This window comes from Hymenobacter arizonensis (assembly GCF_900115775.1).
Lineage (GTDB): Bacteria > Bacteroidota > Bacteroidia > Cytophagales > Hymenobacteraceae > Hymenobacter > Hymenobacter arizonensis.
On sequence record NZ_FOXS01000002.1, the window covers coordinates 75,555 to 91,423 of the forward strand.

Here is a 15,869-nt window from a genome sequence, read left to right on the forward strand (position 1 = left end):
TAGCTAGGCTCCGGAGGTTCCCTTTTTTATTTTAGGGTGGTGTGAAAGCACGACAACTCCCCTCCTTACCAAGGAGGGGATGTTCGAGCCAACGGCTCGGACGGGGGTGGTTGCGGTCGTTGAACGACTTGCGGCCGCATCGTTCGGGTTTCGTGCAACGACTTCAACCACCCCAGCTGACGCTTCGCGCCAGCATCCCCTCCTTTGTAAGGAGGGGAGTTTGATGTTCATTCTTCAACTCTCCCAACAAAAACCACATCTAATGGCCGCTATTACCGCCGCAGACGTAAACAAGCTCCGCACCATGACCGGTGCCGGCATGATGGATTGCAAAAAAGCCCTGACCGAAGCCGATGGCGACTTCGAAGCTGCGCGTGACATTCTGCGCAAGGCTGGTCAGAAAATCGCTGACAAGCGTGCCGAAAACGAAACGTCGGAAGGCTTTGTAGCCGTGAGCGTGAGCGAAGATGGCACCACCGGCAAACTGGTGGCCCTGGCTTGCGAAACTGAGTCAGTAGCCAAAGTAGCTAACTTCCGTGAGCTGGTTCAGCGCATCCTGGACGCGGCTGTGCGCACCAACGCTACAAGCAAAGAAGACCTATTGGCTACTAAGGAAGAGGATGGCCTGAGCATTCAGGAGCACATCACTGACTTGATGGGCAAAATCGGCGAGAAGCTGGACCTGACTTATGCTACCCTGACGGCTGAAAAAGTAGCTTCGTACATCCACTCCGACAGCAAGAAAGGCGTACTCGTGGGCCTGAAGAACGTAGGCTCGGCCGACGCTGCTGCCGTGGGCCGCGACGTAGCCATGCAAATTGTAGCCATGAAGCCCGTTGCCGTTGACAAAGACGGTGTGGATTCGGCTACGGTTGAGCGCGAAATTGAAATCGGCAAAGAGCAGGCGCGTGCCGAAGGCAAGCCCGAGGCAATGCTGGAGAAAATTGCTCAGGGCAAGCTGAACAAGTTCTACAAAGAGAACACTCTGTTGAACCAGGAGTTTGTGAAAGACAACTCGCTGACCATCGCCGCCCTGCTTGACAGCAAGTCGAAAGGCATGACGGTTACGGACTTCAAGCGTGTGGCTATCGGCGCTTAATTGCGAATTTTAGCTTTGATAGAAAAGGCCCGCTAGCGCAAAGCTAGTGGGCCTTTTTTCGTTTAATTTTAAAACTTATGGAAGAGCAACGCAAAGCGCTGTACCGTGAACTACTCGCTTGGGGAATGATAGATATGAGAGCTCACAGCGCTACTTGGGCTTCCTGTTCAAATCTGTGGAAAGGAAGACGGTCGGCGGCAACGGTTCAGTTCACTTATGCAATGAATGATTTTTTGCACAACGTCGCATTTCACTCCGCCTACGATTTCGAAGAATTTGACGAGAAGTCATTCTGGAGCGCTTATCGCACTTTCCGCAAGTCATATCCTGCCGATAGATGGGCACCACATATCGAGGAAACAATTGAAGCGCTCCGAAGCTGAAACTACAAATCGGTTTCAATTATGCTGCTGCCACGCCCGAACTCGCGCCTTGGCGTTTTGGCGGATGTTCATATAGAACAGGCCATAATCGGCGATGTGGAAGGAGTGGCGTAACTCGGGGCGGCCGGGTAGCAGGAAACGGGGGTAGCCGCCGGGCTTGGGCGGAGTCACCCACAGCAAGCCCTGGTGAACTTGGGCATCGGTAACCTGCGGGTCGATGCGTTTGAAGTCCTGACTGACGCCGCCACGGTTGAGAGTGGCGGGGGCGAGTAGCGTATCGAGCGACCAAGTGAGGGGATTGGTAGAGGCAAACGTCCGGAAAGGGGCAAAGCTGTTCCCAGTGGCCACGGCATTGTAGCTGACAAAGCAGCCCGTGGCCAGAGAATCCGGGCAGGGCCGGAGGGTTTGGTACTCGTCGGGCTTCACTTTGTAGCCGATGAGGTAAGCCGCTACCAGTTGCCGACGCAACTTGGAATCATTCTCGAAAAACTCGTGGAGCAAGCGCGTGGCATGGTGAGTGCCCTGGCTGTGGCCGGCAATGATGATAGGACGCCCTTGGTTGTGGTGGGCGAGGTAGTACTGAAAGGCAGCTTTTACGTCGGAGTACGCGAGGTCGAGAGCGGCCTGGCCGTTGGGCGTTTGCTCGTCGAAAAAGGAATAAAGCGTAGCCTGCCGGTAGCGCGGGGCATAGATGCGCCCCGCCGCGTTGAAAGCAGTGGCCTGGTGGCGGATGGTGCTGCGGTCGGTGAAGCGGTTGAGCTTGATGATGCCAAGGTCGGCGTTCCAGGCGGCGGGGCGGTAGAAGGTGGTGGGGTGTACAAAGAAGACATCGGCCTCGGCGGTGGCTTGCTCGTCGCGTAAGCCCGAATTTCGGGGCACGGCGTCGGCAGAATCGCGGCGAGTGGGCAAGGCAGCCCAGCAGCTGTCCAGGGCATAGTTGGGGCCAGCGGCGGGGGTGTACGTTGTGAAGTCGCGACGGGGCTTTAGCAGCGTGATGCAGGAAGCAAAAGCCAAAGAGGCGAAAAGTAGCAGTGGTAGCCAGCGCACCGCCAGATAGCGGGCGCTAAACAGTATATTGAAATAAGACACGAATAAAAAGGCAGAAAAGAGGTAATAGGTAAGTGCGGGACGCTGGCAAGCGCCGAACGTGCGGTGGGCAGGGGCTTTACTGGGCCGGCGGCCAAGTAGACAGCGTCCGAGGAGTGCCGGCTTCGTCGTATAACAAGCTCAGGGGCTCGGTGGGTTTCTGGACGACATCGGCCAGGGTAATATTCCAGCGCTGCCACATTTCGGCCAAGGCCTGGGTGTATGGGCCATTTTCCCAGGGGTTGAAAATGGCCCCGGTTACGTCATCAATCAAGGCATCAAACACCAGCTTGGTATCGCCGGGGCGCGGGGTACGGGGGTAGATGTCGGGCACGACGTGCAACAAGTGGGCCGCGTAGTAAACACGGGCCTTGAACTCGGCTATCTGGACGGGGTGCAGGGGCCGCTGCGCATCCTGGTACACCTTGCCCATGGCTTGGCCAATGAGGCCGATATCTACCAGGCAGGCCACCAGTACGGCCTTGTCCAGCTTGATGCTGAAGACGAGAGTATTGAGGTCGTCGTCGCACTCAAAGGGCGTGACGTCTTCGGCGGGGTCGGCTTCCAGCACGAAAATAGAGCCCGGCACAAAGTCAGCGTATTCCGTGGGCACGCGCAGGCCTTGCAGCAGCTGGAAAAAGGCCTGGAAGCGGCGGACGAGGGCGGCGTTTTCGGCCAGGGGGTATTTGGGCTTAATCAGCGGCTCGAACTCGTTCAGCAGTTCGGTGATGAAGATGCCGTAAAACATCTTGCCCATCCACAAGAACAGGGTGTCGTCGCCGAGGGCGCGCAGGGCGGCGGGACCGGCAGCTGCGGCAACTTCTACCCTGCTTTCCAGCTCGTTGATGCGGTGCTGCACGGCGGGGCTGGCGGGCAGGCGCAGGTCGCGGAACTGCACGGTGCGCTGGTCGAGCAGCTGGATGGGACGGTCGGACAGCTGGTAGCGCGCCTGCAGCCAGTCGGCAAATACTGGAATGGTCTCGTCGGGGCCCACGGGCTGGCCGCTGAGAAAGCACGTGGTGGGCCCGAAGCGCATGCCATCGAACGGGTCGTAGGGAATGAGGTCGGCGGGGGTGAGCGGGGGCATAAAGTAATAGCGCGAACGTTGTGGTTGGCGCCGCTGCGCCTACGGACGAATCCGAAGGAGGCAGCGGCGCCAACCACAAAGTTCGCGCTACAACGGTTAGGGAACCAGGTCGGGCTGAATTTAACGCGACAGCGAAGACCCGGCTTTGATGAGCATTTTGCTCAGGTTGTTCAGGGGGCCGCTGTATTCGCCGGGGGCGTCTTCGGCTACCTTAGCGGTTTCGGCACCCAGGGTGGCCAATACCTCGGCGATGTCGTGCGAGGGGCTTTTGGACTCGGCCAGCAACTCGTCGAGCTGACGTAGCCCTTGCTTGATTTTGGCCAAGCCCGGGCGGTCGGAAGAGGACAGAACCGCTTCCCAACGCTCAATCTCGACGCGGCCCTGCGGGCCGGAGTTGGTGGGCGTGCTGGCCGTCAGAAACGTGAGCGTATCGTCGAGCAGAGCGGTATTTTGTTGGTCGGTCACGGCCAGCGGCACTTCGGGCGTGGCGGGCGTGTGCGGGGTGGCAGCAGTGGAATCCATGGTGGGTTGGAGGTAAGAAGGATACGTGAGGGCTATACTAGTGCGGAGACTAAAAAGTTAGCCTACCGCGTTGCCGACTCGTGCCCGAAGCAGTGCAGATGGCCGGAGCCGGGTTACCTTTTCAGGCTGTTTTTGATTAATCAGCATCTTTCACCTCTTATCCCTGAAACCATGAAAACGCCGTTGAAAACCCTGTTTGTGGCCACCATTGTGGCGCTGAGCAGCACTGCCTGCACCGAAACCGAGAAGCGCAACGCCGATGCGACCGGCGACCGGGTCGAAGCCGACCTCGAACGCGCGGGCGACAAAATGGAGGCAGCTACCGAAAGAGCCGGCGAAAAAATGGAGGCCGCAGCCGAAAAAGCGGAAGCTCGGATGAAAGTTGCCGGCGACAAGCTCGACACCAAGCTGAAAGCCGCCGGCGATAAGATGGAGGCGGCCGGCGATAAGCTCGACGCCAAACTCAAGAACATGGGCAACGCCGCCAAACGCACGGGCACCCAGGCCAAAGAGAACACCGAAGAAGCTACCCGCAGGGATTAACTGCGAATTTTAAAGCCGCAAAACCACGAACGGCCGGGCTTATGCAGCCCGGCCGTTCGTGGTTTTGCGGCGCCGGAGTAGCACGCGCCTACAGTGTTGAGGCTTCCATCAGCACCTCGTAGTAGGGGCGGCCCAACATGCGGGCCCGCAACCACGCATAAAAGCTGATGGCCTGCAGGTCTTCGCGCTGCAGGGGCAGCGAGTCGGGTAAATCACCCACTAGGGTGGCGAAGTCGGGGTGGCGCGCTGCGGCGGGGTTGTCAATAATCTTACGCACTAGGGCGAGGTAGCTCAGCACGTAGAGGTAGGGCCCGCCACTGGGGCTGCTCGCGCTCGAAGCCGCCGACGTTTCTCCTGGTGCAGTAGCGGGCGTCTCAGGAACGGGCGTAGCGGGGAAGTGCTCTCGCAGCGTGCGCTCAATGGCATGCAGGCGGCCCAAGGCTAAATCGGGGTTGCCAAGCTCGATTTGGATGAGCATTTCGCCCAGGTTGCGATTGAGCAGCCACTCCAGGCCCATGTGCTGTTCCAGCCAGTGGTCGGTGCGGCCCAGGCTTATCAGGGTGTGGTTGGCGCGCTGGTACATGCCCTCGGCAAAATAATGGAAGCTGAGCTGCAAACGGGCCGTGAGGTCATCAGCCAAAGGCAGGGTTACCGGGCCCTTCAGCAGTTTTTCCAACAAGACTATGCTATCGGCGTTGCGGCGCAGAAAGGCATAGTTGGCACCCAGCAGCATGGTGAAACGGGGCCAGAACTCGGTTTGCTGCCGGCTGGGCATGGCGGCCAGCAAGGCCCTCCCCTGCTCCAGATATTCTACCGACTGGGCAAAATGCCGCGACCGGTACAGCGCGTGGGCCAGCATGTAGAGCAGCTTGAGCTGGTAGCCGCGCTGAGCGGGGGCAAAGCCGTGGCGACGCTCCATTATCTTGTAGCAGCGCTCGATGAACGGCGCAAACGAGGCAAAGTCGCGGCGCACCAGCATGGCGCTGCGGGCAATGGACATGAGCCGGCTCAGGAGCGAGGGTGAACGGGCAAAGGCCTCCTGCAGGTCGTACTCGGCCAGGATTTCGCGCATAATGGCGTCGAACGATACGCCGGCGCGGCCCCGCACCCGGGCTTCGCGCAGGCGCAGGCGCAGGAGGCTGTCGGCAATGTTGGCCCGCTCTTCCTCGTCGGCGGCTTTTTTGTTGATGTGGCGGCGGGCAATGATTTCGGCCAGCGGCTCGGCGTGGGGCGAGTTGGCGTACTGAATCTGCAGGTTGTACACGGCGTTCAGGGGCTCGTACTGCTCGTTGTCGCGGGCCAGCTTTTCGGCTTTGCGCAGGGTGCTCCAGGCCAGGCGCGGAATGCCGGCCTCGAACAGGTACTGGGCCAGGGTGAGCTGCCCGCGCACCGAAGCGGCGGCCGTGGTGTCGAGCTGGCGCTGACGCAACAGCAGGAAATCGGTGAGGTGGCGCAGCAGGCGCTTGCGCAGCGCGTAATAGGCCACAGGGTTGGGCTCGGCGGGGTAGAGCTTGGCGATGAGCTGAGGAGCGGTGAGCTCTTTGGGCTGCACCAGCAACTCGTAGAGGCGGGAGTCTTGCCGGCCGGTAGTTTTGCGCCGCTGGCGCTGAATGAATACTCCGAAGTCGCGCCGCTCGTCGGGGCCCAGCGTTAAAAGCGTCGTGCGCAGGTCGTCCATGCAAGCAAATTACGATGCTAACACGGTGCAAGACAATAACAAACATTGCTTGTTGTCAATCAACAACTTATATATGCACTAGAGACCAGCTGCCTGGTTCTGCTCGAGCAGAGCGCTCGAGCTACAGTTTGTTAGCCGTTCGAAACCAAACAGCTATATACCGGGTAAAAGCAGGTTACCTTTTGGTAGATTCTTGATTAAAGATGAATTTTCATCAACTCTTTCTTTCCAACACTATGAAACTTTCCCTCAAGTCCCTGTTCGTTTTGGCTGCATTTGGTGCCTTTGCTACCACTTCCTGCTCCGAACAAAAAGCTGAAAACGCAGCCAACAGCACCGAGAATGCCGCTGAAAATGCTGGCGATGCCATGGAAAATGCGGCTGACCGTACTGGCAACGCCATGGAGAATGCCGTTGACAATGCCAAAGAGGACATCGCCCGCGAGCCCGGCGACACCGCTATTGTGCGCAACCGTCCGGCTAACAAGATTGTAGAGCAAGTTCCCGACAAAAAAGACTAGTAAGGTCTCGCCTTAACGGTCTTAAAAGCCCTGCTACTGAAGTAGCAGGGCTTTTTGTTTTTGCTAACCGCACTTTGGGGGCATCAGGAAGCCAGTATAGCTATTCTATAAGCTGTCGTCAATATCCCAAAATTATTACTTTATTAACTGATTAACAGCGCTTTTATTAATGTAATTACCAATTTATAAAGTCCAATAAACTATAAAATGAGCTAGCATTCCGCAGGTGGTTCGTTCACCTTTACGCATGGTTTCACCTAATCGCTCCTTCACCATGTGTACACGTTTACTCTTTGCTTTGCTAGCCTGCCTGATGCTGACCAGCGCTGCGCACGCCCAAGACTTGCTCACCAAGCGCAACGGCGACGAACTGACCGTTAAAGTGGTCGAAATCACCCCGACGGAAGTGAAGTACCGGCGCACCGACAACCCCGACGGCCCACTCATTAGCGTGTGGCGAACCGATGTGTTTATGATACGCTACGCCAACGGCACCAAGGAAGTGTTTGGCAACGGCGCGGCGCCTGCAAGCTCGCCGGCTCCTAGTTCGCCGGCTCCCAGCTCAGCGGCGCGGGTGCCCTTGCCCGGCGAAGTGCCCGTGGTAGGCAATGCCTCGCCCAACGACGCCATTCTTTCTGAGCCCATTCATCTCGACGGGCCGCGCATTGGCTTCACGGTATTGTCGCAGGGCGTGGTGGACAAAGCGCGGGGTGAGGGCACTGAGCTTCGCCCCTTCCTCACGCAGTTTGGCTGGCAGTTTGAGAGCCGGCTGTTCCGGCTGCCCAACGGCGTGAGCGGGCTGGTGGAGTTTGTGCCTCTGGTTGGCGGGCTCGAGCAGGGCAAGTTCATTCCCAGCATCAGCGGCCTGGTGGGCATTCGCGGGGCCAAGGGCTTCGAGTTCGGCCTCGGCCCCAACCTTACACCACTGGGTGCCAACATCGTGCTGGCCATGGGCACCTCCATTCAATCCAATGGCATCAACTTCCCCATCAACCTAGCCGTGGTGCCCGGCAATGACGGCGTGCGCTTCAGCCTGCTCGTGGGGTTCAACGCCCGCCACCGCTAACCAAGTCCGGCCATGAGAACCCTTGCCCCGCTTCCGAGGCTTAGCAGCTGCCTTATTGCTTGTGTGCTGGTGGCCCTGCTGAGCCTGCTGGCCGGCCCCGCCCTGGCCCAGACCGATACCATTGTTCGCACCAACGGCGACGAGGTGCCAGGCCGCGTGCTTAGCATCTCGCCACTATCAATCAGCTACGTGACTGGGACCGATACGGTGCGTGTGCCCACCACCGGTGTTTTCTTGATTCGCTATGCCAATGGGACCAAGGAAGTTATTTCGCGACTAACGACGCCCACGGAGCCGGCAAAGCAGCCAGATGGCCCAAGCGGAACCCAACTAGAGGCTCGCGGCCGGGCCGATGCGCTGGTTCGCTACCGGGGCAGCCAGGCGGTGACCGGGGCGGCAGCAGCGACCTTCTTTTTAGGGCCTGTGCTGGGTTTGCTTTCTACGTCGGCCATCGCCAACGCGCCGGTGCAACTACGCAACCTGGACGCGCCCGCTCCCGCCATGCTTACGAACAGCAACTACGCGGCCGGCTACTCCCAGCAAGCCGACGCTACCAAGCGCCGGCAGGCCTGGAAGGGGTATGGTATTGGAGTAGGCTTACAGCTAGTGCTTATCGGCCTCGTTATAGGAACCGCTGGGAATTGAGCGCGGCTAGACGGAAAGGTTGGCCGATGCAAAACGGATTGGTTGTGGCCCAACAAGATTCCGGCATTGGGCAGCAGTAGCTCAACCTTAACCCTAGCTATAGCGTACAAATACCACGAATTCCACCTTCCCACCCATCTTTCCTTCCTTCCACATTTCCTTCTTTCAGCCATGGACCTCAACCAGAATAACATCAACGACCAAACCGAGCTGAAAGCTCGTGGCAACTGGAACCAGCTCAAGGGCGAAGCCAAGCAGAAGTGGGGCAACCTCACCGACGACGACCTCAATTACGAGGATGGCAAGCAGGACGAGTGGTACGGCCGCTTGCAAGAGAAAACCGGCCACGCCGTTGAAGACATCAAGAACTGGTTCAACCGCACGTTCTAACCCGTAGCAACACCAATGAGGTAACGCGCCTTCCAATCCACACGCATTACTTCATTTAGAAAGCCCTTTCTGGCAACAGAAGGGGCTTTTTGCTTGCGGCTTGAGCCCAGAGCCTAACCTTTACCCGCGGGCAGCGTGTATTCAGAATCCTCCTTCACCTCTTTTGTCCAGCGCCTGCTATGTCAGCTACCGACACCCTTCTTTCAGCCGTTCCCCAGTCGCCGTCGGCCGGCATCAAAACCATGGCCCGTTTTGGCTTTGCCGCCATCGGGATTGTTTATATCCTGATGGGCGTGCTGGCGCTGCTCGCCGCTACGGGGCTGGGCGGCGGCGCCCGCCCCGACCGCGAGGAAGCCGTGCAACGCCTGCAGGACCTACCGGCCGGCAACATCATGCTCGGGCTCATTGCGTTTGGCCTGCTGGGCTACATTGTGTGGCGCTTCACCCAAGCCATTCGCGACACCGAAGACAAGGGCACGGGCCTAAAGGGCGTGGGCACGCGGCTGTGGTACATCGCCAGCGGCTTGCTCTACGCAGGCCTAGCCCTCTATGCCGGGCGCCTCGCCCTAAACGGCCGCACTGAAAGAGGTGCTGACACCTCTCAGACGCTCACGGCCAAGGTGCTGGGCTGGCCCGGCGGCGACTGGCTCATCATCATCCTGGGGGTGGTGATTATCGGCGTGGCTATCTTTCAGGTGTACCGAGCCTATTCCGGCAAGTTTCAGAAAGACGTAAACGCCAGCGGCCTCTCCGCCAACCAAGAACAGCTTGTGTACCGCGCGGGTCAGGTTGGCTTCACGGCCCGGGGGCTGGTGCTGGCTATTCTGGGCTACTTTTTTGTGCAGGCGGGCCAGCAGTCGCGGGCTTCGGCCGTGGGTGGTACCGGCGAGGCGTTTGACTTCCTGGCCGAGATGGGACCAGTTGTGCTCGGCACTGTGGCGGCGGGGCTCGTGGCCTACGGCTTGTTCATGCTGGTGCAGGCGCGTTACCCGGTGTTGCGTGGAATTTAGTGCGTTTCAGTTATCAGACTTTTAAGTCAAGCTGACAACGAACAACTAACAGCTAGCTCAAAGAAGCTTCTGCCTTTTCGGCCACGTAATCGGCCAAATAATGGTAGCGAGGCATTAGTTCGCCGTCTCGGGCAATGGTGGCGCGGGCAATGATGCCTTCGCTGTCGTTGCCCACCAAGTGGGGCAGCACGTTATCGAGCAGCTGGCGGCCAAAGTCGCGGCTGGCGTTGCGGGGCAACTCGCAGGGCAGGTTATCCACGGCCATCACCGTGATGTTATCGGGACGGGCGTAGGGAGCTTCCAACTCGCCGGTTTCGGGGTTGTAGTCGAAAGCCGGGTCGGCGATGGAGCTGCTGCGCTTGGTGGTGGGCACCGAGCCGTTGACGTCGCAGGTGACATCGGCAATGGTGTTGATGCGAAAATCGGGGCGCTGGGTAGCAGTTTCTTCAAACAGCCTGGGCGCCGAGGGATGCCAGTAGGCACAGGCAATGAGCAGGTCCGTCACGGGCAGAAACAAGCCAAAAGTGGACTCGTACTCCTGCGGGTTGGCGTGAAAATCGGCGGTGTCCCACACCCGGCCATCGCGCCGACGATTGTAGTCGGAGCTGCGCAGCTGCGTGTACACTGGCTCTTTAAATGTCAGGTACAGGTAATCGTATACGCTCACGCGGCGAATGCCCATGCGGTCGAGTACCTCCAGGGCGCCTTTGGCTACCCGGCCCGAGCCAGTAACTGCCATCTTGATAGGCGGCAGCTTTTTCACCTTGAAAAATTCCTCCTGCATGTCGTCCATGTCGAGGCACTCGTGGGCGGGCTTGAGGGCAAACAGGTTGTGCTTGCGGCCATAGGTGAGCAGGCCGTTGTAGGCGCCTACAATGCCCGCGTAGCGCCCAAACGCCACAATGCGCTCGCCCTGGGCGTTGGTCAGCAGCTCGTAGTCAATCAGGGTAATCTTCTTTTTCAGCACCTCGCGCAGCAGGTTGCGGTTGGCGGGCTGCTTCTTCACGGTGTGGGAAAAAATGAGGTAGGTCTTTCCGGCAATTAGCTGAGCGGGCGGCACTTCTTTCACGCCCATGAGCACGTCGCAGTCGGAAATGTCATCGCGCACCTCGAGGCCCAGGTCGCGGTATTCTTGGTCGGAGTAGCTGCGTACGGGGCTGCTTTGCACCACAATGGCCAAGTCGGGAAAGGTGGCCTGCGCTTCCACACACTTTTTGGGGGTAAGCGGGACGCGCTTATCGTGAGGTGTTTTGCCTTCGCGAATGAGGCCGATGGTGAAAGACATGGGTGGGGTTGGGTGAAGTGGAAAGAGAGAAACAAATCGCCTGTCATCCTGAGTGCAGCGAAGGACCTGCTCACCGTCGAACAGTTTATAATCAGCAATGCTTACGGGAGATGGTCCTTCGTCTTTGCTCAGGCTGACAGGTTATGAGAAGGAGTTGCGGTCAAAATTACGGTTTTGCTATCAGTCGGCCGGACCTTTTGGGGCTTACCTTTGTTAAGGAATCTGAACCTGAAAATCACCACGTCAAAACTGCTTCTCACTCCTCCATTTCTCGCCTATATGACGCTGAAACCCCAGCCTGCCGACGTTTTTGAAGACCGCCACAATGCGCCCGGCGCCGACGAGCAGGCGGCCATGCTCCGCACCATCGGCGTGAGCAGCATCGAGCAGCTTATCGACGAAACCGTGCCGCCGGCTATCCGCCTCAAGCGGCCGCTGGACCTGCCTGCTGCCCTTAGCGAGCGTGCCTTCCTGGCTAAGTTCAAGCAGATTGCCGGCCAGAACCAGGTGTTCAAGAGCTACATCGGCCTGGGCTACCACGACACCACGCTGCCCCCGGTTATTCAGCGCAACATTCTGGAAAATCCGGGCTGGTACACAGCCTACACGCCTTACCAGGCCGAAATTGCCCAGGGCCGCCTCGAAGCCCTCATCAATTATCAGACAATGATAATTGACCTCACCGGCCTCGAAATTGCCAACGCCAGCCTGCTCGACGAAGGCACCGCTGCTGCCGAGGCCATGACCATGCTGCACAGCCAGACCAAGAAGAAAGGCGCGCACCAGTACTTCGTGTCTGAGCAGGTGCTGCCCCAAACCATCGACCTGCTCCGCACCCGTGCTACCCCCATCGGCATTGAGCTGGTAGTGGGCGACCACCGCCAGATTGACCTGAGCAATGAAGGCTTCTTCGGCGCCATGGTGCAGTACCCCGCCGCCGACGGCGAGATTTTCGACTATAAAGAATTTATCAGCCAGGCCCGCAGCAACAACGTGTTTGTGGTAATGGCCGCCGACTTGCTGGCCCTCACGCTGCTCACCTCGCCCGGTGAGCTGGGCGCCGATGTCTGCGTAGGCAACTCGCAGCGCTTCGGCGTGCCCATGGGCTACGGTGGCCCGCACGCCGGCTTCTTCGCCACCAAAGACCAGTTCAAGCGCGTGATTCCCGGCCGCCTCATCGGCCAGAGCATTGACGCGGCCGGCAACAAGGCCTACCGCATGGCCCTGCAAACCCGCGAGCAGCACATCCGCCGCGAAAAAGCGACCTCCAACATCTGCACCGCGCAGGTGCTGCTGTCGGTGCTGGCTGGTATGTATGCCGTGTATCACGGCCCGAAGCGCATCCTGCAGTTTGCTGTGAACACCCACAGCCTGGCCCAGACCCTGGAAGCCGGCTTGAAGAAACTCGGCGTAGACCAGACCAACGAAAACTATTTCGACACCCTGAACCTGCGCCTCGAAAGCGCCGAGCTGCAGCAGTCGCTGCGCCAGGAGGCTGAAGCCGCGCGCATCAACTTCCGCTACTTCGACGAGGTGCGGGTGGGCATTTCGCTCAACCAGAACACCGAGTTGCACGACGTAAACGACATTCTCGATGTCTTCGCCAAAGTACTGGGCAAGGAAGTTGAGCAGCTGGTGGACCTGCCAGAGGAACTGGAGCTGACCTGGCCCAAGAGCCTCGTGCGCACCAGCGAGTACCTCACCCACCCCGTCTTCAACACGCACCACGCCGAGCACGAGCTGTTGCGCTACATGAAGCAGCTCGAAAACAAGGACCTCAGCCTCGCGCACAGCATGATTCCGCTGGGTTCGTGCACCATGAAGCTGAACGCCACCGCCGAGATGATTCCGGTGACCTGGCCCGAAATCGGCCAGCTGCATCCCTTCGCCCCTCTCGACCAAACCAAAGGCTACCAGCAGATTTTCTCTGACCTGCAAGCTTGGCTGTGCGAAATCACCGGTTTCGATGCCGTTAGCCTGCAGCCCAACTCGGGCGCACAGGGCGAATACGCCGGCCTGCTGGCCATTCGCGGCTACCACGAAGCCCGCGGCGACCACCACCGCAACGTGTCGCTGATTCCGGCTTCGGCTCACGGCACCAACCCCGCCTCGGCCGTAATGGCCGGCATGGAAGTGGTAGTGGTGAAGAGCACCGAAGATGGCAACATCGACGTGGCCGACCTCAAAGAGAAAGCGGCCAAATACGCCGACCGCCTTTCCTGCCTGATGGTAACTTACCCTAGCACGCATGGCGTGTACGAGGAAACTATCATCGACATCTGCGAGACCATTCACCAGCACGGCGGCCGTGTGTACATGGACGGCGCCAACATGAACGCCCAAGTGGGCCTGACCTCGCCTGCTAACATTGGTGCCGACGTCTGCCACCTCAACCTGCACAAGACCTTCTGCATTCCGCACGGTGGCGGTGGCCCCGGTGTAGGCCCCATCGGCGTAGTGGCCGACTTGGCTCCCTACCTGCCCGGCCACGCCGTGGTAACCGTGGAAGGCCGTAGCGATGGCTCGGTTTCGGCGGCGCCTTGGGGCTCGGCCAGCATCCTGCCCATCAGCTACGCCTACATCTCGATGATGGGCGGCGACGGCTTGCAGCGCGCTACCGAGCTGGCCATTCTGAACGCCAACTACATCAAGGCTCGCCTTGAGGAGCACTACCCAGTGCTATACTCGGGCAGCCACGGCCGCTGCGCCCACGAAATGATTCTCGACTGCCGCCACTTCAAAAAGGCGGGCATAGAAGTGGAAGACATTGCCAAGCGCCTGATGGACTACGGCTTCCACGCGCCCACGGTGTCCTTCCCGGTAGCCGGCACGCTGATGGTGGAGCCCACCGAAAGCGAGAGCAAGGACGAGCTGGACCGCTTCTGCGACGCCATGATTTCGATTCGCAAAGAAATTGCCGAAGTAGAGTCGGGCAAGGCCGACGCCAAGGACAACGTGCTCAAGCATGCCCCGCACACCGCCGCCACGGTACTGGTGCACGACTGGACCCGCCCTTACTCCCGCGAGAAAGCGGTGTACCCCATGGAGTACGTGCGCGCCGCCAAGTTCTGGCCCACCGTTAGCCGCATCGACTCGGCTTACGGCGACCGCAACCTCATCTGCAGCTGCACGCCCATTGAGCAGTATGCCGACAAGGAAGAGGAGTTGGTACAGGCCGACAAAGGCCCTTCGTACTAGTAGCGTAATGGCGAACTTGCGCCCGACTGCTCACTAACCAACAAGAAAGCCCGATTCGATGAATCGGGCTTTCTTGTTTCTGGCAGCTTGGAGCTTGCTTCGAATCAGGCTAGCACAAGGCTATTTATCTCCCCGCTCGCCGAAGCAACGGCGGTCCATGTAGCCAACTTTGGTTTGGCCGTCTTTGTCGAGACGCACCCGCACGAAGTAGGCGTTGATGGTGTCGGTTACCTGCACTTCGTTGCCGGCTGTGGTTTGGGCCAGCACAATGGACGTTTTCTTCATGCCGTCGTACACGGGGCAGTTCACAATGGTGTTGTGCGCCACGGGAGTTCGGTTTCCAGGGGCCGTCTGCAGCTGTCCGTCGCGGGTGGTAGAGCAGGCAGCCAGCAGGCCGGAGATTGCCAATAGCAAAATGGCGGTACTTTTCATTGACGACGCGAAGGTGTTGAGTGGAAATTCGGGGGTAAGGTAGGACAAAATCTGTTTATACCAAACTAAAATGCCGATATCTGCCGTTATGAAGGCGGGCCGGCACACCAGGAAAAGTGGAACGCCAGAGGGCGTTTTATCGTTATTATTGCAACTCCTGAACCCGCTCTGTTTGTCCCGAGACACAGCGCTTTGGGCCCATCAATCAACCTGTCTTTTTCCAAGATTATATGAACCGCATCACCCGTTTCCTGGCTCGTCCGGCTGCGTTGGCAGCAATGAGCATTGCGCTGTTGTTGGGCACCAGCGCTTGCTCTTCCACTTCTCGTGTGGGCGTGACCAATGATTTTGACCATTCGGTCAATTTCCGTGCTTTTAAAACTTGGGCGTGGTATCCCCAACAGCCCGTCGACACCGAGGGCGGCCCGGCCAAAGGCTACGAGTCGTTCCTGGACAAGCGCATGCGCGCGGCCGTCTCGGCCGAGATGACCCGCAAAGGCCTAACCGAAGTAGAGAAAGCTCCCGATGTTTACGTGGCATACAGCGCCCGCGTCGAAGACAAGCAGCAAGTATCGCCAGGCTTCAATGGCATGGGGTATCCCTACGGCTACGGCTGGGGGGGCTTCTACGGCCGTGGCATGCAGCCCATCACTCAGTATAAAGCCGGCACTGTAGTAATCGACATCATCGACGCCCGTCGCAAAGAACTTGCCTGGCGTGGCACTGGTCAGGCGCAGGTCGACCAGAACACCATTAACGAAGCAGAAACCCTGCGCATTGTGAACGGCATCCTGGGCACCTACCCTCCCCAGGACGGCAACGCTCGTCGCTAATTCATCTAGCTTTTAGTCAAACAAAAGGCCGCTCCAGTTCTGGAGCGGCCTTTTTTGTTATAAGAATGGTTTGAAGGTTCCGTTTACCAAG

General features: G+C 58.9%; 16 protein-coding genes. 10 read left to right on the forward strand and 6 right to left on the reverse strand.

Annotated elements, in window-relative coordinates:
- Positions 1-262: 262 nt before the first annotated feature.
- Positions 263-1,099: a translation elongation factor Ts gene (gene tsf / locus BMZ66_RS06785; RefSeq protein ID WP_092670447.1), complete on the forward strand. Its 837-nt coding sequence runs from the start codon at positions 263-265 to the stop codon at positions 1,097-1,099.
- Between the two features lie 77 nt (positions 1,100-1,176).
- Positions 1,177-1,482 carry a hypothetical protein gene (locus tag BMZ66_RS06790; RefSeq protein ID WP_092670449.1) on the forward strand — a complete coding sequence of 102 codons (306 nt, stop codon included), beginning with the start codon at positions 1,177-1,179 and terminating at the stop codon, positions 1,480-1,482.
- A gap of 15 nt (positions 1,483-1,497) precedes the next feature.
- On the opposite strand, the gene BMZ66_RS06795 is transcribed toward BMZ66_RS06790, so the two are convergent.
- The 3 genes from BMZ66_RS06795 to BMZ66_RS06805 form a co-directional block, all read right to left on the reverse strand.
- The gene (locus tag BMZ66_RS06795) at positions 1,498-2,571 is read right to left on the reverse strand and encodes a DUF3089 domain-containing protein (protein ID WP_092670451.1); all 1,074 of its coding nucleotides are present in this window, start codon (positions 2,569-2,571) and stop codon (positions 1,498-1,500) included.
- Between the two features lie 76 nt (positions 2,572-2,647).
- Positions 2,648-3,655 (reverse strand): hypothetical protein, encoded by a 1,008-nt coding sequence (locus BMZ66_RS06800; protein ID WP_092670453.1) that lies wholly within the window; start codon positions 3,653-3,655, stop codon positions 2,648-2,650.
- A gap of 120 nt (positions 3,656-3,775) precedes the next feature.
- Positions 3,776-4,177, reverse strand: a complete 402-nt coding sequence (locus BMZ66_RS06805) for a hypothetical protein (protein WP_092670455.1) — start codon at positions 4,175-4,177, stop codon at positions 3,776-3,778.
- Between the two features lie 171 nt (positions 4,178-4,348).
- Between BMZ66_RS06805 and BMZ66_RS06810 the strand changes: the two genes are divergently transcribed.
- On the forward strand, positions 4,349-4,720 hold the full coding sequence (locus BMZ66_RS06810) for a hypothetical protein (RefSeq protein ID WP_092670457.1): 372 nt from the start codon (positions 4,349-4,351) through the stop codon (positions 4,718-4,720).
- A gap of 88 nt (positions 4,721-4,808) precedes the next feature.
- Here the strand turns inward: BMZ66_RS06810 and BMZ66_RS06815 are convergent, their stop codons facing one another.
- The gene (locus tag BMZ66_RS06815) at positions 4,809-6,398 is read right to left on the reverse strand and encodes a hypothetical protein (RefSeq protein ID WP_092670459.1); all 1,590 of its coding nucleotides are present in this window, start codon (positions 6,396-6,398) and stop codon (positions 4,809-4,811) included.
- Between the two features lie 236 nt (positions 6,399-6,634).
- Between BMZ66_RS06815 and BMZ66_RS06820 the strand changes: the two genes are divergently transcribed.
- From BMZ66_RS06820 to BMZ66_RS06840, 5 genes are all read left to right on the forward strand, one after another.
- Positions 6,635-6,919, forward strand: coding sequence for a hypothetical protein (locus BMZ66_RS06820; RefSeq protein ID WP_177204626.1), 285 nt, complete (start codon positions 6,635-6,637; stop codon positions 6,917-6,919).
- A 274-nt stretch (positions 6,920-7,193) separates the two neighbouring features.
- Entirely contained in the window at positions 7,194-7,985 is a 792-nt protein-coding gene (locus BMZ66_RS06825; protein ID WP_092670461.1) for a hypothetical protein, read from the forward strand.
- A gap of 12 nt (positions 7,986-7,997) precedes the next feature.
- Complete coding sequence (locus BMZ66_RS06830; protein WP_143080083.1) at positions 7,998-8,630, forward strand: hypothetical protein; 633 nt, start codon at positions 7,998-8,000, stop codon at positions 8,628-8,630.
- 171 nt (positions 8,631-8,801) lie between these two features.
- Positions 8,802-9,020, forward strand: a complete 219-nt coding sequence (locus BMZ66_RS06835) for a CsbD family protein (RefSeq protein ID WP_092670466.1) — start codon at positions 8,802-8,804, stop codon at positions 9,018-9,020.
- A gap of 179 nt (positions 9,021-9,199) precedes the next feature.
- Positions 9,200-10,030, forward strand: a complete 831-nt coding sequence (locus BMZ66_RS06840) for a DUF1206 domain-containing protein (RefSeq protein WP_092670468.1) — start codon at positions 9,200-9,202, stop codon at positions 10,028-10,030.
- A 52-nt stretch (positions 10,031-10,082) separates the two neighbouring features.
- Here BMZ66_RS06840 and BMZ66_RS06845 read toward each other — a convergent pair whose 3' ends face one another.
- Positions 10,083-11,315: an NAD(P)-dependent oxidoreductase gene (locus BMZ66_RS06845; RefSeq protein ID WP_092670469.1), complete on the reverse strand. Its 1,233-nt coding sequence runs from the start codon at positions 11,313-11,315 to the stop codon at positions 10,083-10,085.
- A gap of 279 nt (positions 11,316-11,594) precedes the next feature.
- Between BMZ66_RS06845 and gcvP the strand changes: the two genes are divergently transcribed.
- Positions 11,595-14,513 (forward strand): aminomethyl-transferring glycine dehydrogenase, encoded by a 2,919-nt coding sequence (gene gcvP / locus BMZ66_RS06850; protein ID WP_092670471.1) that lies wholly within the window; start codon positions 11,595-11,597, stop codon positions 14,511-14,513.
- Between the two features lie 120 nt (positions 14,514-14,633).
- Here gcvP and BMZ66_RS06855 read toward each other — a convergent pair whose 3' ends face one another.
- Positions 14,634-14,945, reverse strand: coding sequence for a hypothetical protein (locus BMZ66_RS06855; protein ID WP_092670473.1), 312 nt, complete (start codon positions 14,943-14,945; stop codon positions 14,634-14,636).
- A gap of 230 nt (positions 14,946-15,175) precedes the next feature.
- Between BMZ66_RS06855 and BMZ66_RS06860 the strand changes: the two genes are divergently transcribed.
- Entirely contained in the window at positions 15,176-15,778 is a 603-nt protein-coding gene (locus BMZ66_RS06860) for a DUF4136 domain-containing protein (protein ID WP_092670475.1), read from the forward strand.
- The last annotated feature ends 91 nt before the right edge of the window (positions 15,779-15,869 follow it).